The sequence below is a fragment of the Arthrobacter sp. UC242_113 genome, assembly GCF_044054585.1.
Classification (GTDB): domain Bacteria; phylum Actinomycetota; class Actinomycetes; order Actinomycetales; family Micrococcaceae; genus Arthrobacter.
The window spans coordinates 53,266-78,611 of the sequence record NZ_CP171971.1; the positions used below are offsets into that span (position 1 = coordinate 53,266).

The following is a 25,346-nucleotide window of genomic DNA, read 5'->3' on the forward strand; positions in this document are numbered from 1 at the left end:
CGGCCTACGATCGGACGCCAGTAACGGGGACACCGGACCCGGCCCTATAGGCCCCCGCGCCATTCCAACGCGTGTCGCGCCAGTCCGCACCGGAAAGCAAGGAACGTCCTGTCCTGTTCCTATTTCCGTTTCAGGAGCTTCTCGCCGTCAGGCCGGAGCTCACCGGTGGGGGAGACGTGACGGTAGAGGGTTTGGCGGGTGATCCCGAGCTCGGTGCAGAGGTCGCTTACCTTGGTGCCGGGCTTGCCCATGGATGCCATGGCGAGCCGGAGTTTCGCCGGAGTCATCTTGTAGGGACGTCCACCTTTCCGGCCGCGGGCGCGTGCGGAGGCGAGCCCGGCGATAGTGCGTTCGGAGATCAGCTCACGCTCGAACTCGGCCAGGGCGGCGAAGATCCCGAAGACGAGTTTGCCGGAGGCAGTGGTGGTGTCGATGGCCGCACCCTTGACCGGTCAGGACTTTCAGACCGAACGCCTCGACATCACCCAGATCGATACAAAGGGGCGAAAGTATGACCCATCGGAGTGGGTTCGTCGTACCACTGAACGATCAACCAGGCGAATTAAACATGATCTTGTCCGGAGAGATCGTCGACTATGTCTGCAACGCCCACACATGGGGGCCTCGTGCCACGCCAAGGATGCAGACGTGCCAACTCTCTCCCAGAGGATGAGGGAGTTGACAGTATTTTGACGGATTTCCGTCAAAGAGGTGGTTCTCGGAAAAATTTCCTTTCCCGAGTTATCCACAGGCAAACCAGGATGCTGGGCCATGCGGGCAGCGGCTTCCGGTTTGCATGGGAAACTCGCGGACCAGACGCTTTGCCGTCCGTAAGCGCGTCCCGAAATGGAGTGGTAAAGGCTCAAAAACCCCGGAATAACAAGGATGTAAGTATGTCGTCCGAATCGGCTGTGACCATGTTCACTCCCATTTGTCAAGCGCCTGAAGCTGCCTTCTTAGGGCTCTCGAGGCCCCTCTAAGCCACTCTCTCCGCGCGGAGGGGTAGTTTCTACCCACAGGCAGCGATAGGGCCTTGTGGGGCAAAGCAGGGGCTATTCAGGCCATGTTTCCGCAAGGTGGCCCCCGACATGCTGTAGAGTGTTAAGTAAGAGTTGGGACACGAAAAACCCCGCTCTGGAGACATCTCTTTTTTCGACGAAAGAGTAGTCCGAGCGGGGCTGATGTATTCGTTTTAGCGGGCGAATATGCATCAACTCTACATCGGATCTGGTCTTCGGACACACATTTGTGTCCAAAACCATGCGCCGGACACCAGTCTCGGATGCACCGATCCATGGGGATGCGTCCCCAGAAAGAGTTGAGGCAACCCTTGATTCCTGTATCTGCGGCCTTTGGCCTGCCCGTCCCACTTCCGTTCCTCGATGTCTACATCGACACGGACAATCCTCTGGTCCTCGACCCGAGTGCCATCCGTAACAGCAGCCACCCCCGAGCCGTAAGGGCCCGGGAGTGCCTCCACTCCTTCTTCACTGAAGTCCTCCGGTGTCGGGACAGTTCCTCCCCGGCAGAACTTCGGCGGGGACTCCGACTGCTCCAGGATCTTCACGAACCCAATGAAACGCGTCTGGGGCTGACTGCAGAAGGAAGCCGCGGTAAGGGTTTTGGGCCCGAAATGGGCCAACTTCTTTGGGACGAGCTGCAGACTCCCGTCTGCAGAAGCGCTGCACTTTCCCGGCTCGAGGACCTCGCACTCTTTGTGTCGGGCGTCGGCAAGGACCTAACCTCTGACATGACGACCCGCGTCATTTTCGGCGAGTTGATCCAGTACACCCAGGAAATGATGCAGGCCTATCCCTCGCTCGCGGCGGGAGCTGTGCGCAGAACGGTCCGCATCTGGGACACGCGGGCGATTGCCTGGACCGCACAGGAAGTGACCCTGCCCTACGCGGACGGAAAGCAGCTTGTGCTGATCCCTGTGGAGTGGACCCGAGGGAATCTGCTTATGGCCAGCCGTTCGTTTTACAACCGCAAAGCCACGGAAACGCTGCAGGAAGAACAGACCGTTCAGCAGGGACACGTGAAGATGGTCCCCTCGAAGCGCCTGCTCAAGGAACAGCATCCTGAAGTCAAGAAACTGAACGGTTCCCAGACGGTCGCTTATCTTCGGGACCACGGCAGGAATTTGGTGGAGGAATTCCGCGCGGACGTGGACAGGGACTTCGAGGCAATGACTTCTGCAGAAGCTACTCTCAGAATCTCCCGGCGCAACCGAGGGGTTGCATGACTGCTTCCAGCGGTCAGCGTTCGCCCGAGGGGGCCTGACGCGGCGGTCTGCTGGTCGTAATATCCATCACTGATAACTGAAGTCGGGCCATGTAGACAGGGCCCGACTTCAGTTATTCAGGTTGGATGCCACCTGCGGCTGTGCCCCGAAGGTGCCCCCGGAACGGCACGAAGAAACCCTTCTCGGTACGGTCACCGCGCGCCTGCACGAGCAGGCGCGGCAGCGGCCGGCAGGAACCGAACGAGCAGGCCTGTCTCGTCCAAGCAGTCCACTGGCCGGGCTCCGGAGAGTATCCGGATCGGGGTCATTATCCATAGGGTGAAGTAGTTATGGGGGACTTTGGCCTTTAGCGCCGTCTGGAACAGGGCGGTGACGCGAGCATCGAGGTGCCCGTCGGGCCGGAACTGGAAGCCTGGGCAGAACGTCCCGTCGTCGATGAATACCCTGGCGAGGCTCTGCAGTATCGGCTCCGGGTCCGCCAGGCCGCTCAGTCGGGCCTGTACCTGTTCCAGGGGCGGCAGGCCGAACTCGCTCCGCAGTGCCGTCCACATCTCGTCCGAGACCGGGCCGGAGAAGCCACTCACCCTTAGTTATCGGTGATGGAGGTCAGGAACCACTGCTCGGACAGTGGCTCTCGCCGCAGTTCGAAGGTCCGCAGCGCCGATATCGAACTGCCAAGGCGCACCTGGACCCTCCAATGTTCGACGTCTACGACGTTTCCGACCCCGACCGGCGCTGTGCGGCGGGTGTCCCACCAGGAATCCCTGCTGAACCAGTGCACCGGTTGCGCGGCGACCGCCCACACCCGCCCGTCGTGCCGGACCGCCAGGGGCATGCCTTTGGCGGTGAAGCGCACCTGCACCGGCACGTTGAGGGTGGTTTCACTTACTGTTGCTGTCACGGTTGGTCCGTTCTCCCAAATTCTTCTTGTTCCAATCGTTCCGGCGGGTCACGGCCGAGCTCCACACCCAGGTCCGGTACGCCACCGGCCCGTCCTGCCATGTCACTTCGGCCGCCTTCGCTGTCCAGGCGAACACCTCCCCGTCCACCAGTTCCGCGCAGTTCGGGAACCGGATCCACGCCTTCACTGGGATCCCGGGGTAGGTGTGCTGGGCGGGGAAGTGCTCGAAATCGAGTTCCTCGGCAGTGAGCCCTATCGGGCCGGCGCGCCGGGCGTACTGCGCCTGCAGTGCAGCAGCTTGCTCGGGATGCATACCATAACCTTAGAACACATATTCGAATCGACACGCCAGTAAAAGGCGGGACCATGCCGTACTGCATCTGAGGCATGATCCCGCCCAGGTTCATGATGGGGGAGGGGTCTGACACTGAACGGGTTGCACGCCAATGGGGACAGCTTTGAGCTGTGCGGAGGGCTCCACCTGCCCCCAGTGGGCACAACCCGTCCACCCCGTCAGGTGGTCTGCTGGCCGTCCTTGGGGAGGTCTCGGAGGATTGCGGTCAGGGCCCGGACGCTGGCCGGGTCCTCGGTCCAGGGATGTCCGGTCCGTGAGCAGGCGTGGAAGTTGAGCACTTTCGACTGCTGGGCGGCCTCGCTGAGCTCGGCCCATGCATCACGCAAATCTTCGGCCTGCTCTTCTGACAGGGGCGCCCGCCCACTGGACGGTGACATTTCCTGGGCGGTCTCGGGTGCCTGTGAAGTGACGGCCGGCCCGGGGGCAGCGGCCTTGCGCTGAAAGAGACGTCTGAGGCCCATCCCGGTGTCCTTTCTGCACGTGAGTGCGGACAGCCAGACTATCAACGCTCCGGCGCTGCGGCCCTTTTCAGGCGGTTGCGGTGGCCTTAGCTGGCGGTGCTGTTTCGGGGTTTGCGGCCGCGCGGCCGGCCAGCGCGCCAGCCCGGCACCGCCGTATCCAGCGCCGCGGTCCTTGCCGGCTCGAGTTCGCCGCGGCGGGCCTTTTGGCGCTGGGAATGGAGCCAGACTCCGAGGTCGTGTTCCGCGCCGGTCACGGAGGTTTGGTGCAGGGGCCAGTCATGCCCGGCCGCACGGTACTCCGCCAGGGCTGTGAGCCTGTCCTGCCATCGGGCCTCGTCGGTCACGGCCCGCGGGGGCCGCTGCCAGTCGGGCAGGACGGCCAGCCCGTCCCGGTACGCAGGCGCCAGTGTCCCTGCCACGGCGTCGTTGCGGCGCCTGTCCAGCCAGGACGCCAGCGTCCGCTCGGCCGCATCCTTCGCGGTGCGGGAAGGGTAGCGGCCCGTTTCCTGGACCATGACCACGAGTTCGCGCATCCGCGCCAGTCCTTGCTGGCCCACTCGGAGTGGTGCCTTTGCGGCGGCTTCGTCGTGGGCGGCCTGCAGGGCCGGATCCGCATTAACGGCCGCGGACAGGTGGTATCCCACTGTTTGGGCGGGCGCGCGGGTCAGTGTGGCGATCCGGGCGCGGGTCAGCCCGCCCCGGTACATCAGCACCCACTCCGCGTTCGGAACCGAACCGTACCTGGTCACGGCACCATCCTGCCATTGAGCCCGGCTGAACGACTGAAGCTTGACGCGTCAGACAGGAGTAAGAAGCCCTCCCGTTGCCTACCGCGCATTACATTGGCTTGGGCACGGGAGGCGGGTCTATGAGATTATTGCGGGCCATTCCGGCCGGCGTTGCTGACGTATCCGAGGCCTGCAACGGAGCGGTGATTCCCTTAGCATGCTGAATCCTATGTAGCTCATTCAAGGCGACGTACAGGGCAGTCCTGCACATCTCTAGCTCCTGGAACGCGGTCCGATACTGCTCATGGTCGGAGTCTTTCCACTCCGGCGGTACGTGCAGGTTATCGCCGATGTCCTTTGTCCACATGTACTCGCTGACCTTGGACTGATAGGCCGCGGCGGCAGCCGTGAACCTTTCCCAAGCCCTTGCAACCTCGGGATCGAAAAACTCTCTCCAATCCCGGCGCCACTTCGTGAGCTGCTCTTCGAGTTGGACGATGAATGAATAACTAAGGTTCCTATGATCCACGCCCTCCGCTAAATAGGTGTGGAAACCGCCGTTCATTTTCATGCTCTCCAACCGCTCGTTCAACAGAGAATCGTCCTTCTCACGGTTGATCCTGAAGAGCTCGGATTCCTTCTTCTTAAACTCGGCAGCGAGTCTGATCTCCTCGCGGCTCCAGTGGTTCGAGAGTGCCGTTACCTTCCTTCCCCAGAGCTTGGACTGCCGGTCTTCCGAACTGCGCAAATTCCAGGCCACAATTTGGCGGTAGACGATCAGGAGAAGCATTAGCCCGGCCCAAGCCCATAACGGATGAGCCAACATGAAGTCCTTGAAGGGACCCGGCAAGAACAAACTGATACCGCCGAATAGGCCCAGCACTGTGGCGCCCCAGCCCATGGTGAAGGCGACGGGATTTTCTGGTGATGATTTAGACACCTCTAGACCTTAACGGCACCTTTCCACTGCCGTGACATAAGTGCATGCTCGCAGAGCTCGCACCCGATGCGGGCGTCCACTCCGCAGGCTCCGTGGCCGGCTGTTGGGTCCAGTGCTGTCCGTCGCAGAGCTCCGGCCATCCCTGGCCCTTTGTGTCTACGACGATGCTCCTATAGGCGTCAAATCGACCTGCAGCCTTGTTGAGAGGGGCTTGGCGTGGTGACCTATTTGTCAGTTTTCGCAGCGCGCGCTGACCTAAGGTGTGAGTACCCAACTTACGTGCTGTTTATGCGTGCGTCCCGCAAATTACTCGCTGGAAGAATCCGAATAGGACGCGAGTTCTGGAAGGCTCTGGGTACTAAGGTATTCATTTAGCGCTGAGGCAAGCAGGTCGCGTTGCAAAACGGGAAGTGTCCATATCCCGTGTAGATAAGCATCGATGTCCGTTTCGCTGAGTTGGCCGCCGGTCGCGTAGTAGGCGAGCCACGCATGCAACGAGTCCAGCCCCGAAAGCAGGTAAGCCGCCTGCGCTGACTGCTGCTGGAACCCGTTCATCAGGACAGGGTCTCCTTGGTGTTTCCCTTGCCAGGGGCGGGGACTGCTGGAATGGGCCGCTGCTTGGCCCGAGAAATTATTCCCCGTGCAACTAACGGTATAACTTTCCGGCGGCGGTAGGCAGACCTTCCCCAAACGGACTTGCGCAGTGGAGCCGGCGACCAATGTGCCCTTGTCGGAGTAGTCAGGCGGACATGCTGATACATCGTGAACTTGGCTGGCATGTCCGGTCCGAAGCAGGGCGCACCGAGAAGAGAGTCCGGTCTTGCGCGGTCGCGTGGGGATGAGTGGTGGAGGGAGCGGCGTGCGTGTCCTGCTTTTTAGGTGAATGGGCTGATCATGGTCCATCCGGGGTCGTGGGTGTGGGTCACTTCGACGTGGGGTCGGGTGCGCGCGAAGCGGTCGATGATGTCCCGGCCGTTCTGGTCTTCGGAGTCGGTGTAGTAGTGCAGGATGCGTCGACCATTTGATGTCTTGGTAGCGACGAGCAGGCCTCGGGCTCCGAGGGCTGCTGTCAGGGTCTCTTCGACCCGGTGCAGGTCTATCGCTTCGTCGTAATCGGGTAGTCCGTCCGGCCGGGTCTGCGGGTAACCGATCTGGACGGCCGTGTGCAGGTCCAGCAGGGGGTGGTCGATCCACCGTAGCGGATGCAGGGCTCTGATGATGGTGCGTGGTCCCTTGGAGGATCCGGCGTCCTTTAGTGTCCAGCCAATGTGCATGTGTCGGGCGGTCATGGCCTCGATGATGTCGGGCAGGTCTGTTGCCGGGAGACTGTCCGAGGGTTCGGTCTCGGCGGCGTTGATGGTGCCGATCCATCGTTGGACATTGTCTTCTCCGAGTAGCCAGTCCAGCAGGAGGCAGGAGACCTGGTGCCGGTGGCCAGGGGTTAGTACGGTGAAGGCCGGGTGGTGGAAGCTGACGTTGGCCCGTGCCCGGTCCTCGTCAAGGGTCACTGAGACCCGGCTCCGGGAAAGATTGATTGTTTTGCCGGCGGCTTCGATGGTGACGGCGAGCATGCCGGGTTGCCGCTGTCTGGCTGCAGTGTATTCCCATATCGGTGTGGGCGGGGGAGCGCTCCGCCGCCACCGTTCGGCCAGGACCCGCAGCCCGGGGTCCCCGTTGCCTGACAGGCAGAACTGGTGCCGTGCACGGTCCCCCGGTGCGGTCTCCCAGCTGAGCCCCGGGCCGATCGCATTGACCATGGCATCGACCGTGTCCGGGAGGTCACCGTAGTCGCCTGTCGTGACGGCGGCACTGAGGAGCCTGACACCGTCTGCTGACCACCACCGCCAGAACGAGGACATCGCGCGGGTTTGAACCGTGTCGTTCCGCCATTGAATACTCATTGTTGCCTCCTGCCGTACCGGCCACAGATAAAAGTGGCAGCTCGCCGCGGCCATGGGTTCCGGCAGATCCCTGGTGGACTGGTTGGCCGGGACCGGCCGTCTGGACCGGATCCGCGGACCTACATCGGCCAGACAGCCAGAGACTGTCAGTTCCTGCCTAGGAAAAAGTCGCGTTTCCTTGGGTTTCCGCCAGGCCCCTTCCCCGCACAAGAGTCCCCCTATGCTAAGGAAGATCCGTGTAAGAAAGGAGGGGACCTTGAGGAGGGTGCCATGAACGACCTGCCGTCCGCCCTGGGCGCCCTGCTTACTTGGCTCGGTGATGGGGCAGTGGCCTTTGCGGCCAGATGGTTTCGCGGTCTACGCCGCAGATATGTGCGTCTCGATTCTGGCAATGACCATCAGCAGGCCAGGGAACCCGGTGGAGACTGAGTCCCCGCTTGCAGCCTTGTCTCATCGGTGATTTGGGCTGTTTGTTCAGTCAGCCAGTGGCGATAAGTCTTCGCAAGGTCGTCGTTGCGGATGAGGCCGCGCTCCAGAAGGGAAATTTTAGAGGTCCATTGGCCGAGTTCGCGGGCGACGGTGGTGATGGTGCAACCGAGTGCCGTGCGGATTTGGCGGAGGTCGGAGTTGTCTGGTGCCGGCTGGGGGTTGGTGATCTGGCGGTAGATTTCCCGGGCTGCGTAGCGTTTGAGGCAGCGCATGATTTCGCGTTTGCTCTTGCCCTCGGAAGTACGTCTGGCCACATAATCCTTGGTCCGTTGGCACGAGCTCATGCGGACTAGGACTACCTGATGCAAGGCGTTATTGGCGCTGCGGTCGCCGCCCCTACTGAGCCGGTGCCGGGTTGTTTTGCCAGATGACGCTGGTACCGGGGCGACCCCGACGAGCGAAGCGAACTGGGCTTCGTTCCCCAGACGGTCCGGATTGTCCCCGAAAGTGATCAACAGCTGGCTGGCCACTTCGGTCCCGACTCCCGGCAGATCACAAAGCATCGGAGCATAGCTATCGAGGATTTCCTTGAGCGCCGCGTCAGCAGCCTCGATTTCTATTGCCAGCGCCTGACAGCGTGCGGCCAAGGCCTTGAGCGTCAGCAGGGTCACGTACTCGGGGTCAGCCATATGGCCTGAAGGTCTCGTGCGCTGCAGGGCAGGAATCAGCGCGGAGGTGGCCATTGCCCTGTATTTCGCCCGGATTTTGTCCGGCGCGGATACGAGGAGCGCCTTGATCTGGTTGATCGCCGCGGTCCGGGCTTTGATGGCTGATGTGCGCCCGGAACGTACGATCCGCAGGCATTCAACGGGCCCGTCCTTGGCCTTCGGGATCGCCTTGGTACGTCCCTCGAGCACCGACTTGGCAGCCTGGTAGGCATCCAGCGGGTCAGATTTCCCCTTGAGCCGCCGCGCGGCGCGGTTCGGGCGGTTTACCTCCAGAACGGTCAGCCCTTCACCCCGCAGGATTCTGGCGAGTTCGGCGCCGTAGGAGCCTGTTCCTTCGACACCAATGGCTATGACTGCGCCATAGGAGGTGACGAAGTCGATGATTTTGCGGTATCCGGAGCCCACGGCCAGGAATTCCTTGTCAGCGAGGGGTTTGCCGTGTTCGTTGATCACGGCTACGTGGTGTGTGTCGGCGTGGGTGTCGATACCCGCGATGACTTTTGTTGGTTCGTTTGCCAAGATGGAAATTGCCCCTCAGTCGCGTCGAATGCTGATTGATCGGGCGCGGGCCAGGTGGGCAGACAAAACGGTAATGGGACTGGTCGTATCAGGCTCCTATGAGGTCATGTCCGCCTGGCTCGACACCCCTTCTAACGGACCTTGAGCCGGCGGACAGATCGTCGGGAAGACAGTGCCGCCTGGTACGTCAGTTTTTGGCTGGGTCACGCCGGCTCAAGGACTGTTCCAGTATTACCGTTTTGGCTGCTGTCCTGACGGATTGTACGTGTCCGCTCCAGCCCGTCTAGCCCCTCCTTCGTCGGGGCCTGCGGCGCACGAATTCCCCTGCGGCGCTCCTTCGTCGCTGAATTCCTCCGGGAATTTCCCGCCCCTTGCCCAAGGGTAGACAGGCCTCCGTCGGCCACAGCTCCGCAAGCTCCGCCAGCAGCCAAAACAACGGGGGGAGAGGGGAAGCTGGCCGGTCACCTAAGCCGCCCCCGGCAAGACAACTGGGTCTTGGCCCGCATCCGTTTCCACCCGCTTGACAGACATAGAAGCGTCGGGGGGAGAGGGGAGCTGGCCGGTCACCTTGGCCGCCCCTCCCACCCCACTTCTCGGCAAAGAAGGAGCAACACCCAATGAACGCAACACCCGTCCTCGAATGGCTCGACCCGGCCACCCTGACCGTGGACACCAACGTCCGCAAGGACGCCGCACTGACGAAGGAGTTCGTCGCCAGCATCGCCGAACACGGGGTGCTGGAACCGGTGATCGCCCACCGCAAGGACGACGGCACGGTACACGTGCTGATGGGCCAGCGCCGCACCCGTGGAGCCCTGGAAGCGGCACGGCCCCTCATCCCGGTCATGGTCACCGATAGCCCGGATGAGGCCGAACGGATCGTGACGCAGGTGGTGGAGAACATCCAACGCGCGGAGCTGACCGAAGCGGACGAAGCCGAGGCCTACCACCAGCTGTCCCTGATCGGCGTCCCGGCATCGGCGATCGCGAAAAAGACCGGACGAACCAAGACCCTCGTCGAGGGCGCCCTGAGAGCCAAGGCATCCGAGGCCGGAGCGACCGCCTTGGGCAAGGGCTGGTCCATCGAGGAAGCGCTGATCATGGCCGAGTTCGAAGGGGACGAGGGCGCCACCGAAGAGCTGGAGTCAGTCATCATGGACGAACCCGGCCAGCTGTTGCACGTCGCCCAGCTGCTGCGCGACCGGCGCGAAAGCGCCGCCGCCCTCGCAACGCTCCGCGAGGAACTGATCGCACAGGGCAAGACCATCGTCGAGGACGCCGGGCACTACGGCGACGATGACAACCTCTACGTCACGGCCGCCAAGAGGCCCGATGGGGAACCGGCCAGCGACGAGGACGCCAACGCCTGTCTGATCACCACCGACTACCGGGGCCAGCACCGCGCTCACCCCGTCATCACGGGCTGGAAGGACCTGGGCTTCACCCCGAAGTACGAACGCTACGACGGCGGCACGGCCGGGCAGAAAGGCCCGATGACGGACGAGCAGAAGGCGGAGCGGAAAACGCTGATCGAGAACAATAAGGCCATGCTCTCGGCCACCACGGTACGCCGGGACTTTGTGAAGTCCCTGTTGGCCAGGAAGCAGGCCCCGAAGGGCTGGCAGTACTTCACGGTCCACGCGATCACCCACCATCCCGAAACCGCCAGCGGTTACGACGGCAAAGTGGCCGCTGAGATGGTGGGCGCGAAGTTCGAAGAGAGCGACCGGTGGGCGTGGAACCCGTTGCGGGACCACGTCGCCAAAACCAGCACCCGGGCCGAGTTCTCCCTGATCGCGCTCGTGTGCGCAGGGTATGAGAAGACCATCGCCAAGGACTCATGGCGGTCCCCGTCCCAGACCCACCGGAACTACCTGAACCAGCTCGTCGCGTGGGGATACACCGCCAGCGAAACTGAGCAGATTATTCTCGACAGCGGCACTGACAACACCACCGATACCGACACCGAGGAAGGTACCGAAACGAGCGACTAAGGTAGGACGAGTGCCGGGCGGGTATCCCCCATTCCCCGCCCGGCCACTCACCCCCGCCAATCACCAGAGTCGGGCCAGTCGCCTTTCAAAAATCGGGCGGTCCGCCGCCCCGTGCGAACCAGTGTGCCCACTCACCAGCGGCGGACCGCCGTTCACGCGACCACGCGGGATCCACACCCATGTGCCGCGCCGCCAGGGAGAGGGGACACACCCCACTGCCTGCAGCCGTGCGCGCCACCGGTTCGGCTAAGCTGAATCCTGTTAGTTCCTTTGCCGAGGAACAGAAGAGGGCCGGCCCATCAGGGCCGGTCCTCTTCTGTCTAAATACCCACGGTGCACTTCGTGAAACACCGGGCTCCGTTGCTAGGCGGCCTGTTCCTTAGCCTCGTCTGCAGCGGGTTCTTCGGCCGGTTCTGCGGCTGGTTCCGTGGCGGCCGCGGCGGCCTGGGCGACGAGGTCGGCCATCCGCTTCACCTCGGCGCCGCTCAACCCCAGCCGTGCGGCAACAGCGGCTTTTCCTTCACCGGCATCCAGCATCGCCCGGACCTTTTCCGCGGCACCCAGGACGGCGCTCTCGGCATCCGCCTCAGCCTTCGCCAGCAGCGCGTCGGCTTTCTGCCTCGCGTCAGTGCGGATGAAGTCCGCCTGTTCCTGCTGCTCGAAAAATTCCGCCGCCAGATCAATCAGTTTCTCGTGACGTTCCGTCAACGCCGCAGCGGCGGCCCTGGCCTTCTCCCGGGCCGCCAGCTGCTGCGCTGATTTACGTGGTGCTGCCATGATGTGGGTCCCTCCCCTTGGGTAAGCCGCGGGCCTGAAACTACGGCCATTCGACCGGTCCCAGGCCCACGGCCGGCGGCGTGCGCCGCAACGGTCCTCGCTTGCGCTCGGGCTGGTCATGCCCCGGGTTACCCCCACGTGGACAGCTCCGAGAAAACGATGGTCTCTCCGCTGCCCACCCGTGGATAACCCGGGGGCGACGGTTCCACACAATCGAACGCACCGTGGATAACAAAAAGCGCGTTACCCACCGCCCATTCTCATGTGCAGAACCGCATCAAAGACTTGATGGCCCGATCCTACCGTCTCCCGCCCTGCTCCCCGGCTACCTCCTCCGTCGTGTCCACCGCCTAGCAGAACGAAAAACGCCAAAATCTGTCACACCTCATGCATCATCGACAAGTGAGGCTCCCGGGCGGGTAGGCTGGCATCCGTGATGACCGTGCACAAGCTCAGTGCCGGCGACGGATACACGTACTACACACGTGAAGTCGCCTCTGGTGATGAGCTGCGCGCCGGGGACCGTTCCCTGGGCGATTACTACACCGTGGACGGCAACCCGCCCGGCCAATGGGGCGGCGGGGGGAGTGGCCCACCTGGGCGTCACCGGCGAAGTCACCGAGACCCAGATGGCGGCACTTTTCGGTGAAGGCCTGCACCCAAATGCGGACGGCATGCTCGCCGCGAACCCGGCCGCGGACGTGCGTTTGGGTGCCCGCTACCCGCGCTACGGGCAGAAAGACAACGAACTACGGGCACGCGTTGACCGTGCCCTGGGCGACTACCAGCGGATGAACCACCGCGAACCGGACGCCGACACCCGCCGGAAGATCCGCATGAAGGAAGGCGCCCAATACTTCCGCGAACTCAACGGCCGCAACGCCTCCGACAAGGAAGAACTCGGCCGTTTCGTCACCGCCCAAACCAAACCAGGATCCCAGGCCGTCGCCGGCTACGACCTCGTCTTCGCCCCCGCCAAATCAGCCTCCGTGCTGTGGGCCATCGGCGGTGACGAAGCCCGGAAACAGATCGAAGCGGCGCACCACGAAGCGATTCGTGAGACCATGCAATACCTCGAACGGGAGGCGACCTTCACCCGGCGGGGACGCAACGGCGTCCGCCAGGAAGACGTGGACGGCGGACTGATCTACACCACGTTCCGGCACTACGACTCACGCACCGGCGACCCCCAGCTGCACGACCACGTGGTCGTATCCAACAAGGTCCTGGGCGCCGACGGGAAATGGTCGTCCCTGGACGGACGGCTCCTGTACCAGTTCAACGTCGCCGCCTCCGAACACTACAACCGGGCTGTCATGGAGAAGATCTGCGCCCGCCTCGGCGTGGGTCTGATTGAACGAAAAGTCGGCGGTGACCGGCCGGTGATCGAGATCGCCGGCGTCGACGTCGCGGCCATCGAAGCCGCCTCGTCCCGCCGCGACGGGATTAAACCGGTACTGGATCAGCTCGTCGCCGACTACACCGAAGACCACGGCTACGCCCCTAACACCAAGGCCATGATCGCCCTCGCCCAGCAGGCAACACTGGACACCCGGCCCGCCAAAAAACAGGCACGCCAGCTCTCGGTGCTGGTGGGGGAGTGGACCGAAGAACTCGGATCCATCCCCGGCGTCGAAACCGGACCGGCAGCCGTGCAGAAGGCCCGGGCACACCGCCACGACGCCCGCGAAAAAGCAGACCAGGACGACCCCCTGTGGATGGTCGCACACGCCGACGAGATCGACCCCGCACAGGAAGCCCAAGACGTCATCCACACCCTGGAACGCTCCCGCGGAGTCTGGGGAGAACACCACATCGACGCCGAAACCCGTCGCCGACTCGGCTCCCGCTTCGGAGAACTCCCCATCCCACCCGCCCTGATCGAACAGGTCAAAGCCCGCGCCATCGACCAGTTCTCCCTCCGCATCACCCCCGAAACCCCCGCCCCCGACATCGCCGCCCTGAGGCTGAAGAACGGGGCGTCCAAGTACGGCAAGGCCCACTCCACGCTCTACACCTCCTCCGGGATCCTGCACAGCGAAGACCGGCTCCTGACCGCCGCGCAGCGCGTCGTCATCCCCGCCGCAACAGCAGAGTCCTTCGACACTGCCCTCGCTCACCAGGACAAAGCATTCGACGCGGGCCAGTTGGCCATGGCCAAGGAATTCGCCTGCAGCGACCGGCTCCTCATGGTCGGCGTCGGCCCCGCCGGCGCCGGCAAAACAACAGCACTCAAACTCGCCGCGGACACCGTCAGGGAAGCCGGCGGCCGCGTCATCGGCCTGGCACCCACCGCCGTCGCCGCCGCCGTGATGGGCACCGAACTCGGAGCCAAGGCCACCACGATCGACTCCTTCGTACTCGGCCACCAGACCGACTCCCCACAGAAGGTCACCCCCGCCCCGGGCGATGTCATCATCATCGACGAAGCCGGCATGGTCGGCACCCAGATGTTCGCCGCCGCCGTCACCATCGCCGACCAGTACGGCGCCGTCGTCCGTGCCCTGGGCGATGACCAGCAGCTCTCCGCCGTCGGCTCCGGCGGCGCCCTGCGCCTGCTAAAGAACACCGTCGGAGCTGTTCATTTGGAGGACCTGCACCGTTTCCGGAACCCGGACGGGACACCCAACAACGCCGAAGCGGACGCCACCCTGGCCCTGCGCGAACCACCCGCCACCGGGGTCGATGACCCCTGGGGCTTCTACCGGGACAACCGCCGCGTCGTCGGCGGGGACGCCGAAACCATGACCTCCCAGGTCTTCGCCGCCTGGCAGCGCGACACCGAAAACGGCAAACACTCCGTCATGATGGCCTCCGACAACGCCACCGTCACCGAACTGAACGCCCGCGCCCAGGCCTACCGGCTCGGCAACGGCAGTCTCCACGACGGTCCGGCCGCGACCCTTCGCGATGGCCTCACCGCCCGCGCCGGGGACGTGATCGTGACCCGCGAAAACAACCGCCGACTGGCCACCAACCGCGGCAAAGACTTCGTGAAAAACAACGACGTATGGACCGTCCGCGAAGTCCACACCGACGGGTCCCTGACCGTCCGCCACGACAACCACGCCGGCACCATCACCCTCCCCGCAGAGTACGTGCGGACCAAGACCATGCTCGGATACGCGGCCACCATCCACCGCACCCAGGGCGTCACCTGCGACACCACCCACGCCCTGATCAGCTCCAAGCTCTCCCGCTCCCTGACCTACGTCGCAGCCTCCCGCGGCCGCGAAACCAACAACCTCTACGGCATCGTCGACGACGGGGAAACCCTGGACGACGTCCTGACCTCTGTCGCAGCCAACCACGACGGGAACCTCACCGCCCACGAACAGATGGACGCAGCCCGCGCCCAGACCCGATCCCTGCCGGACATGTCCGAGGCCTACCGGGACATCGACCACCAGGCCAACGAACTGCGCATGGCCAATCTCGCACGCCGCGAACTCGGCGACGGCACAGCCGGCCCCTTCATCAACTCCAACGCCTGGGGCGCCATCGCCACCCACCTCCGCGCCGCAGAAAACGACGGGTACAACATCCTCAACCTGCTGGGCGACAGCATCGACGAAGGAGACTTCGACGCCTCCAACGATCCCGGCGCCGTGCTCGCCTGGCGGATCGAAGACCGGCTCAACCAATGGCGGGCCCGCGCCGCCAATCCCGGGCACCGGCCCCTGGAAGCACTGAGCGACGAAGCCCTCGCCCGGCTCGAGAAGCGCTCCATCGGCGAACTCATGCGCGCCGAAGCGGACACGACCCGGGCCGCTGCCACCGACGACGTGGACCGGAAGACCCTGCTGCGCGGATGGAGCGCCGAGAGGAAGGACACTCCCTGGCAGCGCCGCCTGCACGGCCACCTCAGCGACGACGACCTCGCCGCACGGATCACCGCCGCAGAGCAGAAAACCCGCACCGACACGACCATCAACGACCCCGCCGCCCTCCGGAAGGCCCGCTGGCTCGCCTCATCCCTGCACAAGGAAAAGGCCCTGCGGGACCTGATGCACCCCGAGGCCGGGGCCGATGAAGCCTACGAACGCGGCGCCGTCAGCAACCACAACCGCAATAGCAGCGCTCCGCGGGTGCGGGCCAAACAGATCCAGCAACGGATCCACGCCGAAATCGAACTCCGCCGACAGCTGCCACAGCCTGTCGCCGCCCAACCGGCAGCGGACCAGCTGCCCGCATGGCTTGCACCCGCCGACGTCCTCACCCACCCGGACACCCCTGCCCTCTGGCGGCAGGAACTCCAAACCCGCCGCGAACTCATGGCCACCGAAGCCACACGTCTCGGAGCTCAGCTCGCAGCCGAACCCCCGGCATGGGCAGCAGCACTCGGACCCGTACCGTCCGACACTGCCCGGCAGGAACAATGGCGTCAGCTGGCCGTTGAAATTTCCACCTACCGAGACACCTACCGGATCCCCACCAGCGAAACCCGGCCTGTCCCCGAAACCCACCAAGGCAAAGGCATCGGCGGTGACCTGTCCTCCCGGGTCACGGCGATACACAAGTACAGCGCCCAGACCGCGAAGGAACCCTTGGCGCCCGCGGACGCATCACTCATGGCCGAAGCCGCCCGGGTCGAGGCCGCCGTGAAGGAAACCCCGACACCGGCAGAGCACGTCGTGGACCACCTCCGCGAAACACGCGGCACCGAGACGCAGCTCAGCCCGGCCCAGGAACGCGCCGAACGCATCGCCGCACTGGCCCGCAAGGTCCGCGAAAACCGCGCCAGGAACCACAGGTCTGACATTGACACCAGGAGCCCGGAAGCCGTCAAGGAAGCCCTGGAACAGATCAAGGCCCGCCGCGCCCAGGAACAAGCCCGCCGCGACGAAACCCGCCGCACCGACGAACCCACGCCCCGGCAGGACCGCGGCCCCGGCATCGGCTGGTAAAGCAGCAGCCGCGGCACAGGAGGACAGCTGCCATGCTGCCGTCTTTTGCCAGGGTAGGTGGGAAGGTTGTTCCGGAAGCGGTGCGCTGGACAGTGCACTGCGAGCCCCCGGGGCAGCCTTTTTAGTCTCTATCCTCGAGACTCACGCGGTCGCACACGCGGCGGTCAGGCCATGCCGGACCCTTCGTGCGGGCGCATGTTCGAGAGGGCGTTTCCAAACACCCAGGAAGCCTGTCAGCCAAATGCTGGCAGGCTTCCCACTGTCACCACGGACTTTGGTCCCAGGTCACCGACACACTCCCGCTCGGGACGGAACACACACGCCCGAAACAACCACATCCGGCCGGTGACCTGAGCCATGGGGGCCTCAACATTCAACCGCCCTCTTACAGATAACACCCTTGTGCCGTCGCGGTATACGGGGGCGGTTACCTGTCTTCGCTCCTGCTGGCCTACGTATCTGCACAGGCGGGCGTGGCCTCTACGGGGAGCCTGGGCCGCGAGCCACCAGGGACGGAAGACCCGGCCAGCAAGGGTCCTTGGCCGGCAAGTTATCAGCGAACGAAGGCCGGCACGCGGGAGTGATTGAAGGGCTCGAACCAGTCTTTGAGGCTCATCGGCGCGAAGCCGAGCTGCATGTTCAGTTCGACGTCGTCTTCGAAGCCGTCCAAGGCGTTCTGGTACAGCAATTCGCTGTCGGTATCTTCGAGAAGGTGTTCTTCGACCTGGCCGCGCCAGCCGTCTTCCAGATCGAGCCCGTACAGGTCCTGGATCACCTCCACCTGGTCCAGCAGGCACCTCACCGCCAGCTCCTGCGCCACGCAGGAGGGGTGGGTCCAGCCGCGGACCAGCGCCGCCGACATGTCTGCGGCGATGACGAGGAACCGCTGGGCGAACGGGACGTCGTACTTGTCGGCGTGCCGGGCGGAAGTCCGGACAGGACGTAGGTTTCGGCGATGTCCTGCCTGGTGACTTCGTCCAAGTCGCGCAGCGCGGCGAGGTCCTCGAAGAGCTGGTCGATCAGGACGGCCGAGGCCTCCCACAATGCGCCCCGGCCAGCAGCTTTGCTTGGAACAGGCTCTTGTCCCGCTGCTCCGGGGTCACCGATTCCATCCATTGCCGATCCTCGGCCTCCAGGGCGTGCCGATCATCGGTGCCCAGATCTTCAGGCCGGGGCCGGTACCCCAGCTGCTCCAGGCTGAGGTCGTTCAGCTCGCGGCCACTCTGAATCAGGTACTCGACATAGTCCTCGTGCTCTTGGTCCTCGTGGTCTGGGATCATGGGCCTGATGCTACAGGGGATGGGCTGCTCCGGTGAGCGAAACGGATACCCCCGGCACGCGTCGGCAAGGCAAGGACCGCCTGATGCCCAGGGATCCAAAAAATCTGCCGGGGCCTGTGGCCAGGGACGTATCCGAAGCGGTCCGTCGGCACAGCCCCCGCGGATCAAGTGAGCGGCAGGCTCGCAGCAGCACGCAGTGAAGGCACCCACCCTCCCGCGCAACACTGGCCAGCAAGGCACCGGCCAGCGCGAGGAAGACAAACCCGGGCGCTGTACTGGGTGCTCAGAAAACAAGAACGGCGCCAGCGCTAACGCTTCTTGCCTCGGCAATCGTCCAACAGGCTGTTCTGCACATTCCGCCGGTTGCCGCGGCACGCCGTTGATGCAGTCGCCGACCGGCGCGCCGCCCAGGTGACCAGGCTTCCATACCGTTCCCGGGAGGAGGCACAACTTGCCTAATTGTCCAGACGCCGCCTGGACAATCAGCAAGCGCATTGCGGTCGGCCGCGTCAATTTCCTCCACACCGATAATCGGTGCGCTATGGTCTCTCCCATTTGAGTGGAATCATGAGACGGGCGAGCGGAACGGAATACTGGTATTCCAGTGATAAAGTTTTCAATATGGCACGCAAAACAGTAATTATTCTCGAAGATGATCTCGACGGTTCTGAAGCCAGCGAGACCGTGCAATTCGCTATCGATGGTGCCGAGTATGAGATTGACCTCAGCGAAGCGCATGCAAGTGAGCTCCGACAGGCCCTCACCAGGTTTACCGGCGCAGCACGCAGGACTTCCGGAGGACGTGGCCGACCTGCTGGCCGCAGGTCTCCGTCCGGCGGCATCGACTCGAAGGCCATCCGGAAGTGGGCCCAGGATCAGGGGCTTACAGTCAACGCCCGTGGCCGTATCCAGGCAGAGATTGTTGAGCAGTACCAAGCTGCCCACTGACAATTGTCTGAATTGAGCGGCTTTAAATATTCCCGCCAAACGCCGGCGGCCACAAGGCCACCAGTACAACGGCATAATGACTGATAAACAAGGGTCGGAATCAAAAGATTCGGGCCCTGGACGTTTCTTAATTTAATCGGGTACAAAGCCTGCAAGCCGGTTCTATTGAGGCCAAGGATTGGGTCGACACTTAGTGGAGCACGAGCTTTCGGCCCCACCAGGGAGCCGACGGTACGTGCCCCTGCCGCTCGACTCTCGCCTCGAATTGTCCGGTGCGTCGGTGTTCCTCGAGTCTCTAAAGGCGCCCGCACTTCCTTCGCCCGGGGGCTAAGCTGAAGATTCACAAGATACACAAGATTCACAGACGTTCACAGGAGCCCGAGTCCAATGGAGAACCCCTTCCGCCCGACCGCTGGAGCGACACCGCCTGACCTGGTTGGCCGCGGCGGAGTGCTCGACGAGTTCGCCTATGGACTAAGGATCGGTTCAGGGGCACCGGGCCTTCTCACCATCTTCACCGGCGCCAGAGGCATCGGCAAGACCGTCATGCTCGGCGCAGCAGAGGACCTGGCCCTGCAAGACGGGTGGGCAGTAGTGTCCGAGACCGCGACTCCAGGATTTCTAGGCCGTATCGGTGAAGCGATGCGCCGACTGGCCAACGATCTGGGGGAGGGGCCGACCGGCCGCCGTGTGACCGCGGTGTCCGTGGCTGGCTTCTCCGTCACCACGCAGTTGGCGCCTGAGGAACAGGTCGACTGGCGTGCCCGCGGCGTTGCCCTCCTGCGCCTCCTCGCTGAACGGGGAACCGGGCTGATCATCACCGTCGATGAAATCCATGCTGCTGACCGGAGTGAATTGGCCCAGCTCGCCGCGGACGTCCAGCACTTCATCCGTGACGGGCTTCCCATCGGCCTCATCTTCGCTGGGCTGCCGGCCGCCGTCTCGGACCTCCTCAATGAAGGCGTGGCCACCTTCCTGCGTCGGGCGGACCGCATCGACCTGCACGCAGCTTCGATCACCGAGGTTGAACGCTCCTTCACGGAAACCTTTGCCAGCGCCGGCGTGCCCCTAAGCGGGGAGCTCGCAAGGGACGCGGCGGAAGCCACCGGTGGATACCCGTTCCTGATTCAGCTCGTCGGCTACTTCCTTTGGCAGGAAGCGGAACGGAACCCCGACAGTTTGGATCCGGACGCCGTGGAACGGGCCGTCTCCGCCGCCCGCCGCAGAAACGAACGAGTGGTCATCGAGGCAGCCCTGTCGACAACATCGGGAAGGGACCAGGACTTCCTCCGGGCGATGGCCGAAGATTCAGGCCCGTCCTCCACCATGGATATTGGCAGGCGCACCGGGATGAGACCAAACGCCGTAGGCAACTATCGGACGCGTCTCTTGGACGCCGGCCTCATAGAACCGGCCGGATACGGACTCGTCGACTTCGCCATCCCGGGACTGCGCGAATATATGACCTCACACGCAAGCCGATAGAAGTTCTGCCACGCCGGCGAGTGGGCAGTCACCAGTCGACGAGCACTCCTCCATCAGGAGGAAAAACACGGCGGACAGGTTCGTCCGCAGGTTGCCGGAACGATTCACCTGATGAGAACGCAGGGTTCTACGCGTTGGAGGATCCTGCACCCAGACAGTTCGCGAGGGGCTTTGGGTGCCGCTACGCGCGGCACACCCGCAAAAGTTCCTGCCGTGGGCGAGGATTGGGTCATAGCAAAGCGCATCCGCGGCCTGACCGCCGTGATCTATCTATGAGCAGACGAGGTCCGTGCAGTGATCGAAAGTGCATCCTCATGAAGCAGATGAGACTCCGCTACGCCGGAGCGTGTCGGCTCTGCGGTTCCTCACTTCCGGCCGGAACAGAAGCGATCTATGACAGCGAGACGAAGACCATCCGCTGCTTAGAGTGTGGCATCGAGGCTGCGGAATCCATATCCCCCGACCTGGAACCAGCTTCCGATGAACCGTTGACTACCGAGCCTGGAGTTGCAGGGTCGTCCGCCCGACGCGAATATGAACGCCGCAAGGCGAAGGACGAGGAAAAACTCCGCGAGAAGTGGGGTCCTTTCGGCGGCCTCGCCGTCGCCCTCTCTGACGAGCGGCCGCACACCAAGTCCTGGGATCGAGGCGCAATCGGTGAGGAACGCCTCGGCGCTCGGCTAAATGCCCTGGCCGCCGATGGCCTGGCTGTCCTTCATGACCGACGCATCCCTGGTTCGAAGGCCAACATCGACCACATCGCTATCACCCCCGGTGGAATCTGGGTGATCGATGCCAAGCGGTACAAGGGACGGCCTGAACTGAAGATCGAGGGTGGGATCCTTCGCCCACGCGCCGAGAAGCTCCTCGTTGGGCGGCGTGATTGCACGAAACTGGTCGATGGGGTGCTCAACCAGGTCGACGTCGTGCGCGACCTCGTCGGGGATGTTCCGGTCACCGGGGCGCTGTGCTTCATCGAAGCAGACTGGCCCCTGATCGGGGGCGCGTTCTCGACACGCAGCGTACACGTGCTCTGGCCGAAACGGCTGGCCAAAATGCTTGTGGAGCAGACAGCCGGCGACGTTGATGTGGCGAGGATCCGCGAGTCGATAGCCTCGCGGTTCAAGCATGCGTGAGGTGTCGATGTGCCAAGCTGTCCAGAAGCACTAAGCAATCGGTTTCGAGTACTGGGCCGACATCTAGCGCTGCGAAAAATCCCGCCATTGTAGGCAGTCATCGCAACTAGATGTGTCAGGTTGAGATCTAAGACCTTCGCCAGGATGCGTCAGCTAAAACGAAACCGAACTCTACTCTGACGCCCTTCTAGGCAGTTGCCTGACGTCAGGTTGGGGTGTAGCTGTATCCGACGCTGCAGCCTCCGGGGTGATGTTGTTTAGTCCTCTGAGGTGAAGAACTTCCAGGCCATCCTGCCGTGTGCCATTGCGGCGGAGGCGCGCATGGTTGCCGTCAAGGTGATGGTCTCGGCGATTTCCTCGTGGGTAGCGCCCTGTGTTTTGGCGCCCTTGCTATGGGCTTCGATGCACCAGGCGCATTGCGTGGTGAGGGCGATGGCCAAAGACATCAACTCCTTGAACTTCAGCGGGATCTCCCCCGCGGGATCGAAGGCGGCCTGGTGCATTTCGATGAAGGCTTTATTACCTGCCGGCGCCCCCTGACGCGTTAGCCGGTCAAATTTTCGGTCCGAAGGGTGGTGGTAATGCTCGACCAATTCCTGTGTCATCTGCAAGCAACTTTCTTTTCATTTCGCAGCAGCAAAATCTGGCGACGGTGTTAGGGCGCAGCCACACCTGCCTCGGGGGCCCGGTGCCCGAACGGGCCCTCGTTGAACTCGACTAACGACGAAGCGTTGGTGTTGCTGGAAAGGGTTGTTGTTGGGTGTCTTACCTGCTGCCGGCCATCAGGTTTACGGCGACATCGACGATCATGTCTTCTTGGCCCCCGACGTACCCCGCCTTTCCAACTTCCTCCAGAATTTTCCAGGCTGGCACGCCGTAGCGTTCCGCTGCACGTTCGGCGTGGATGAGGAAGGAGGAGTAGACCCCTGCATAGCCCTGCATGATGGAGGCCCGGTCCATGACGGGCATGCGGGTGATGATGGGCTTGACGATGTCTTCAGCTGCAGCCATGAGTCCCTGGACGTCGACGCCGGTCTTGATACCCAGGCGGTCGAACGCGGCGGCGAGCACTTCGGTGGGCGAGTTGCCGGCTCCGGCGCCGAGGGCGACGAGGGTGCCGTCGATCTGTTTGGCGCCGGCGCGGGCTGCGTAGACGGAGTTGGCGACGCCGAAGCTTAGGTTCTGATGGCCGTGGAAGCCTACCTGGGCGTCATCCCCGAGTTCGGTGACGAGGGCGGAGACGCGGTCGGAGACGTCTTCGAGGATCAGGGCTCCGGCTGAATCGACGACGTAGACGCACTGGCAGCCGGCGTCGGCCATGATTCGGGCCTGCTTGGCCAGGTTCTCGGGGGTGGTGCGGTGGGAGAGCATCAGGAAGCCGACGGTTTCCATGCCGAGTTTGCGGGCGTGCTGGAAGTGCTGGATGGAGACGTCGGCTTCGGTGCTATGAGTGGCGATGCGGGCGACTGAGGCGCCGGCGTCGTGGGCCTGGTTCAGGTCGTGGATGGTGCCCAGGCCTGGGAGCAAGAGAACGGCGATCCGGGCGTTTTTCGCTTCGTCCACGGCGGCGCGAACCAGGTCCAGTTCCGGGGTGAGTGAGAACCCGTAGTTGAAGGAGGACCCGCCGAGTCCGTCGCCGTGGGTGACCTCGATGACTTCGACTTTAGCGTCGTCGAGGGCACGGACCACGGAGCGAACGTGTTCTTCGGTGAACTTGTGGCTCATGGCGTGGGAGCCGTCCCGCAGGGTGGTGTCCGTCAGCCGGACACTGAGGTCGTTGGTTGCTGTCATGGTTATGCTCCTACGGGTGTTGAAGGGACGGCGGCGTCCATGCGTTCGGCCAGCAGGTCCGCTGTCCGGGTGGCGGCGGCGGTGATGATGTCCAGGTTGCCGGCGTACTCGGGCAGGTAGTCCGCGGCACCCTTGACCTGGACCCAGACGCCGACGCGGCCGTTGCCGTTCCAGTCGTCGCGGGCGGCGTCGAACTGGGGCTCCACCCGCAGCGAGTATCCGGGAACATAGTCCTGGATCCTGGCCACCGCTTCGTTGATCGCGGCACGGATCTTGTCCTGCAGGTCGCCGGGTTCGGCCGCCTGGGCGGGGATCGCGGCGTAGATGGTGTTGCGCATGATCATGGGTGGTTCCACGGGGTTGATGATGATGATGGCCTTGCCCCGCTTTGCCCCGCCCACTTCTTCCAGTGCTTTGGCGGTGGTTTCGGTGAACTCGTCAACGTTGGCACGGGTTCCCGGACCGGCCGACTTGGAGGCGATGGAGGCGACGATCTCGGCGTAGTCCACGGGCACCACCGAGGAAATCGCGGCGACAATCGGCGTAGTGGCCTGCCCGGCGCAGGTGATCATGTTGACGTTCAGGACATCCTCGAGGGCGTCCAGGTTCACCACCGGGCACAGGTAAGGACCGACGGCGGCAGGAGTCAGGTCGATTGCATGGATCCCCGCGGCCTTGTACTTTGGGGCGTTAGCTTCATGGGCCTTGGCCGAGGTGCATTCAAAGACGAAGTCGGGCAGTTCATCCTGGGCCAGGAGCCAGTCAACGCCCTCCGCCGAGGTGGTGACGCCGAGACGGGCCGCGCGGGCGAGCCCGTCCGAGGCCGGATCCACGCCGATCATGTACTTAATCTCGAGGTTGGTGCTACGGCGCATGATCTTGAACATCAGGTCGGTGCCGATGTTGCCGGAGCCGACGATCGCGGCAGTCTTTTTAGCCATCTGGGTTCCTTTGATTGTTTCCGGCTGCACGTGCCGCCGGGCTAGATAAAGTGGATGGTCAGGGACCCGAGGGCCCCAAAGTCAGCTGTTGCACTGCTGTCCGCCACGACCGGAAGAGCCTTCGTGAAGGATCCCGGAAGGATGAGCTGGCCGGCTGCCAAAGCGACTCCTTGTTCTCCGAGGACGTTGGCCAGCCAAACCAACGCTTCGATGGGATCGCCCATCACGGCTTTACCGGTGCCGGTCTCGGCCGGGTGGTTATCGATGCGCAGTACGCATTCGACCTCGGTCAGCCGGTCTAGAGGGACGTCCAGCGGGCTTTGCCCCACCGCGATGGCTCCGCAGGAGGCGTTGTCCGCCACTGTGTCCACTAAACGGATGTCCCAGTCCGCAATCCGGGAGTCGATGATCTCGATCGCGGGGTAGACCGCTCCGATCGCGGCTGCAGCTTGCTGGTAGGTTACGCCCGGGCCCTGCAGCGAATTCTTGAGCATGAATCCGAACTCGGGTTCGACCTTCGGGGCGATAAAGCCATCCGTGGGGATCCGTGCACCTTCGTGGTGGACCATGTCTTCGAAGAAGAATCCAAAGTCCGGGGCATCGACGCCGAGCTGGGACTGCATGGCCAGAGAGGTCAATCCAACCTTCCTACCGGCAAGTACACGGCCGGTACTGAGGTGCCGGCGCAGCTGGGCTTCCTGGACCTCATAGGCGTCCTGAACGGTCATGGCCGTGACCCGGTCCCGCAGTGGCGCCACGGGTACGCGTGTTGAGCCGGCAGTCATGAGTTCCTCGGCAAACCCATTCAGGATGGCTTCACGGGAAGGGGTATGAGTGGTCTGCATTTCTTGCTCCCATCTGTGTTCAGGTCCTGCCGTCA

The 25,346-nt window shown here is 63.5% G+C and carries 23 protein-coding genes and 1 pseudogene; 7 read left to right on the forward strand and 17 right to left on the reverse strand.

What is annotated here, in order from left to right:
• Positions 1–119: 119 nt before the first annotated feature.
• Positions 120–468 (reverse strand): annotated as a pseudogene (locus ACHMXB_RS21455) (recombinase family protein); the annotation flags it as partial.
• A gap of 1,282 nt (positions 469–1,750) precedes the next feature.
• Between ACHMXB_RS21455 and ACHMXB_RS21460 the strand changes: the two are divergent.
• Positions 1,751–2,245 carry a hypothetical protein gene (locus ACHMXB_RS21460; protein WP_395405605.1) on the forward strand — a complete coding sequence of 165 codons (495 nt, stop codon included), beginning with the start codon at positions 1,751–1,753 and terminating at the stop codon, positions 2,243–2,245.
• Positions 2,246–2,436: 191 nt separating this feature from the next.
• Here ACHMXB_RS21460 and ACHMXB_RS21465 read toward each other — a convergent pair whose 3' ends face one another.
• From ACHMXB_RS21465 to ACHMXB_RS21505, 9 genes are all read right to left on the reverse strand, one after another.
• Positions 2,437–2,829 carry a hypothetical protein gene (locus ACHMXB_RS21465; RefSeq protein WP_395405607.1) on the reverse strand — a complete coding sequence of 131 codons (393 nt, stop codon included), beginning with the start codon at positions 2,827–2,829 and terminating at the stop codon, positions 2,437–2,439.
• 2 nt (positions 2,830–2,831) lie between these two features.
• Positions 2,832–3,107, reverse strand: a complete 276-nt coding sequence (locus ACHMXB_RS21470) for a hypothetical protein (RefSeq protein ID WP_395405630.1) — start codon at positions 3,105–3,107, stop codon at positions 2,832–2,834.
• Positions 3,108–3,126: 19 nt separating this feature from the next.
• A complete protein-coding gene (locus tag ACHMXB_RS21475) occupies positions 3,127–3,459 on the reverse strand; it encodes a hypothetical protein (RefSeq protein ID WP_395405609.1) in 333 nt (110 codons plus the stop codon).
• Positions 3,460–3,659: 200 nt separating this feature from the next.
• A complete protein-coding gene (locus ACHMXB_RS21480; RefSeq protein ID WP_395405610.1) occupies positions 3,660–3,962 on the reverse strand; it encodes a hypothetical protein in 303 nt (100 codons plus the stop codon).
• Positions 3,963–4,048: 86 nt separating this feature from the next.
• Positions 4,049–4,711, reverse strand: coding sequence for a helicase associated domain-containing protein (locus ACHMXB_RS21485; RefSeq protein ID WP_395405612.1), 663 nt, complete (start codon positions 4,709–4,711; stop codon positions 4,049–4,051).
• 88 nt (positions 4,712–4,799) lie between these two features.
• A complete protein-coding gene (locus ACHMXB_RS21490; protein WP_395405614.1) occupies positions 4,800–5,630 on the reverse strand; it encodes a hypothetical protein in 831 nt (276 codons plus the stop codon).
• Positions 5,631–5,936: 306 nt separating this feature from the next.
• Complete coding sequence (locus ACHMXB_RS21495; protein ID WP_395405616.1) at positions 5,937–6,185, reverse strand: hypothetical protein; 249 nt, start codon at positions 6,183–6,185, stop codon at positions 5,937–5,939.
• Between the two features lie 320 nt (positions 6,186–6,505).
• Positions 6,506–7,531: a DUF695 domain-containing protein gene (locus tag ACHMXB_RS21500; protein WP_395405618.1), complete on the reverse strand. Its 1,026-nt coding sequence runs from the start codon at positions 7,529–7,531 to the stop codon at positions 6,506–6,508.
• A gap of 398 nt (positions 7,532–7,929) precedes the next feature.
• Positions 7,930–9,207 (reverse strand): IS110 family transposase, encoded by a 1,278-nt coding sequence (locus ACHMXB_RS21505; RefSeq protein ID WP_395405620.1) that lies wholly within the window; start codon positions 9,205–9,207, stop codon positions 7,930–7,932.
• A gap of 617 nt (positions 9,208–9,824) precedes the next feature.
• On the opposite strand from ACHMXB_RS21505, the gene ACHMXB_RS21510 reads away from it, so the two are divergent.
• Positions 9,825–11,201, forward strand: coding sequence for a ParB/RepB/Spo0J family partition protein (locus ACHMXB_RS21510; protein WP_395405622.1), 1,377 nt, complete (start codon positions 9,825–9,827; stop codon positions 11,199–11,201).
• 363 nt (positions 11,202–11,564) lie between these two features.
• Here the strand turns inward: ACHMXB_RS21510 and ACHMXB_RS21515 are convergent, their stop codons facing one another.
• The gene (locus tag ACHMXB_RS21515; RefSeq protein ID WP_395405624.1) at positions 11,565–11,978 is read right to left on the reverse strand and encodes a hypothetical protein; all 414 of its coding nucleotides are present in this window, start codon (positions 11,976–11,978) and stop codon (positions 11,565–11,567) included.
• 436 nt (positions 11,979–12,414) lie between these two features.
• On the opposite strand from ACHMXB_RS21515, the gene ACHMXB_RS21520 reads away from it, so the two are divergent.
• Together ACHMXB_RS21520 and mobF are read left to right on the forward strand one after the other, a co-directional pair.
• The gene (locus ACHMXB_RS21520; protein ID WP_395405632.1) at positions 12,415–12,627 is read left to right on the forward strand and encodes a relaxase domain-containing protein; all 213 of its coding nucleotides are present in this window, start codon (positions 12,415–12,417) and stop codon (positions 12,625–12,627) included.
• Entirely contained in the window at positions 12,608–16,885 is a 4,278-nt protein-coding gene (gene mobF / locus ACHMXB_RS21525) for a MobF family relaxase (RefSeq protein ID WP_395405634.1), read from the forward strand. The genes ACHMXB_RS21520 and mobF overlap by 20 nt, the downstream gene beginning before the upstream one ends.
• A gap of 553 nt (positions 16,886–17,438) precedes the next feature.
• Here the strand turns inward: mobF and ACHMXB_RS21530 are convergent.
• Both ACHMXB_RS21530 and ACHMXB_RS21535 read right to left on the reverse strand, forming a co-directional pair.
• The gene (locus ACHMXB_RS21530; protein WP_395405424.1) at positions 17,439–17,747 is read right to left on the reverse strand and encodes a hypothetical protein; all 309 of its coding nucleotides are present in this window, start codon (positions 17,745–17,747) and stop codon (positions 17,439–17,441) included.
• Between the two features lie 157 nt (positions 17,748–17,904).
• The gene (locus ACHMXB_RS21535; RefSeq protein ID WP_395405426.1) at positions 17,905–18,165 is read right to left on the reverse strand and encodes a hypothetical protein; all 261 of its coding nucleotides are present in this window, start codon (positions 18,163–18,165) and stop codon (positions 17,905–17,907) included.
• A gap of 567 nt (positions 18,166–18,732) precedes the next feature.
• Between ACHMXB_RS21535 and ACHMXB_RS21540 the strand changes: the two genes are divergently transcribed.
• The 3 genes from ACHMXB_RS21540 to ACHMXB_RS21550 all read left to right on the forward strand — a co-directional run bounded on the left by ACHMXB_RS21540 (position 18,733) and on the right by ACHMXB_RS21550 (position 21,734).
• Complete coding sequence (locus ACHMXB_RS21540; RefSeq protein WP_395405428.1) at positions 18,733–19,113, forward strand: Lsr2 family protein; 381 nt, start codon at positions 18,733–18,735, stop codon at positions 19,111–19,113.
• 387 nt (positions 19,114–19,500) lie between these two features.
• Positions 19,501–20,598 carry an ATP-binding protein gene (locus tag ACHMXB_RS21545; RefSeq protein WP_395405430.1) on the forward strand — a complete coding sequence of 366 codons (1,098 nt, stop codon included), beginning with the start codon at positions 19,501–19,503 and terminating at the stop codon, positions 20,596–20,598.
• A 488-nt stretch (positions 20,599–21,086) separates the two neighbouring features.
• Positions 21,087–21,734 carry a nuclease-related domain-containing protein gene (locus tag ACHMXB_RS21550; protein WP_395405432.1) on the forward strand — a complete coding sequence of 216 codons (648 nt, stop codon included), beginning with the start codon at positions 21,087–21,089 and terminating at the stop codon, positions 21,732–21,734.
• Positions 21,735–21,991: 257 nt separating this feature from the next.
• Here the strand turns inward: ACHMXB_RS21550 and ACHMXB_RS21555 are convergent, their stop codons facing one another.
• The 4 genes from ACHMXB_RS21555 to ACHMXB_RS21570 form a co-directional block, all read right to left on the reverse strand.
• The gene (locus ACHMXB_RS21555; RefSeq protein ID WP_395405636.1) at positions 21,992–22,339 is read right to left on the reverse strand and encodes a carboxymuconolactone decarboxylase family protein; all 348 of its coding nucleotides are present in this window, start codon (positions 22,337–22,339) and stop codon (positions 21,992–21,994) included.
• Between the two features lie 160 nt (positions 22,340–22,499).
• Entirely contained in the window at positions 22,500–23,525 is a 1,026-nt protein-coding gene (gene dmpG, locus ACHMXB_RS21560; RefSeq protein ID WP_395405434.1) for a 4-hydroxy-2-oxovalerate aldolase, read from the reverse strand.
• 2 nt (positions 23,526–23,527) lie between these two features.
• Positions 23,528–24,466 carry an acetaldehyde dehydrogenase (acetylating) gene (locus ACHMXB_RS21565; RefSeq protein WP_395405436.1) on the reverse strand — a complete coding sequence of 313 codons (939 nt, stop codon included), beginning with the start codon at positions 24,464–24,466 and terminating at the stop codon, positions 23,528–23,530.
• A gap of 41 nt (positions 24,467–24,507) precedes the next feature.
• Complete coding sequence (locus tag ACHMXB_RS21570; protein ID WP_395405438.1) at positions 24,508–25,311, reverse strand: 2-keto-4-pentenoate hydratase; 804 nt, start codon at positions 25,309–25,311, stop codon at positions 24,508–24,510.
• Positions 25,312–25,346: the final 35 nt, after the last annotated feature.

Bases quoted from the DNA above. Each gene is read 5' to 3' on its own strand.
- ACHMXB_RS21460 (WP_395405605.1), top strand. From the start codon at position 1,751: ATGACGACCCGCGTCATTTTCGGCGAGTTGATCCAGTACACCCAGGAA.
- ACHMXB_RS21475 (WP_395405609.1), bottom strand. From the start codon at position 3,459: ATGCATCCCGAGCAAGCTGCTGCACTGCAGGCGCAGTACGCCCGGCGC.
- ACHMXB_RS21480 (WP_395405610.1), bottom strand. From the start codon at position 3,962: ATGGGCCTCAGACGTCTCTTTCAGCGCAAGGCCGCTGCCCCCGGGCCG.
- ACHMXB_RS21495 (WP_395405616.1), bottom strand. From the start codon at position 6,185: ATGAACGGGTTCCAGCAGCAGTCAGCGCAGGCGGCTTACCTGCTTTCG.
- ACHMXB_RS21500 (WP_395405618.1), bottom strand. From the start codon at position 7,531: ATGAGTATTCAATGGCGGAACGACACGGTTCAAACCCGCGCGATGTCC.
- ACHMXB_RS21510 (WP_395405622.1), top strand. From the start codon at position 9,825: ATGAACGCAACACCCGTCCTCGAATGGCTCGACCCGGCCACCCTGACC.
- ACHMXB_RS21515 (WP_395405624.1), bottom strand. From the start codon at position 11,978: ATGGCAGCACCACGTAAATCAGCGCAGCAGCTGGCGGCCCGGGAGAAG.
- ACHMXB_RS21520 (WP_395405632.1), top strand. From the start codon at position 12,415: ATGACCGTGCACAAGCTCAGTGCCGGCGACGGATACACGTACTACACA.
- mobF (WP_395405634.1), top strand. From the start codon at position 12,608: ATGGCGGCACTTTTCGGTGAAGGCCTGCACCCAAATGCGGACGGCATG.
- ACHMXB_RS21530 (WP_395405424.1), bottom strand. From the start codon at position 17,747: ATGTCGGCGGCGCTGGTCCGCGGCTGGACCCACCCCTCCTGCGTGGCG.
- ACHMXB_RS21535 (WP_395405426.1), bottom strand. From the start codon at position 18,165: ATGATCCCAGACCACGAGGACCAAGAGCACGAGGACTATGTCGAGTAC.
- ACHMXB_RS21540 (WP_395405428.1), top strand. From the start codon at position 18,733: ATGAGACGGGCGAGCGGAACGGAATACTGGTATTCCAGTGATAAAGTT.
- ACHMXB_RS21545 (WP_395405430.1), top strand. From the start codon at position 19,501: ATGGAGAACCCCTTCCGCCCGACCGCTGGAGCGACACCGCCTGACCTG.
- ACHMXB_RS21555 (WP_395405636.1), bottom strand. From the start codon at position 22,339: ATGACACAGGAATTGGTCGAGCATTACCACCACCCTTCGGACCGAAAA.
- dmpG (WP_395405434.1), bottom strand. From the start codon at position 23,525: ATGACAGCAACCAACGACCTCAGTGTCCGGCTGACGGACACCACCCTG.
- ACHMXB_RS21565 (WP_395405436.1), bottom strand. From the start codon at position 24,466: ATGGCTAAAAAGACTGCCGCGATCGTCGGCTCCGGCAACATCGGCACC.
- ACHMXB_RS21570 (WP_395405438.1), bottom strand. From the start codon at position 25,311: ATGCAGACCACTCATACCCCTTCCCGTGAAGCCATCCTGAATGGGTTT.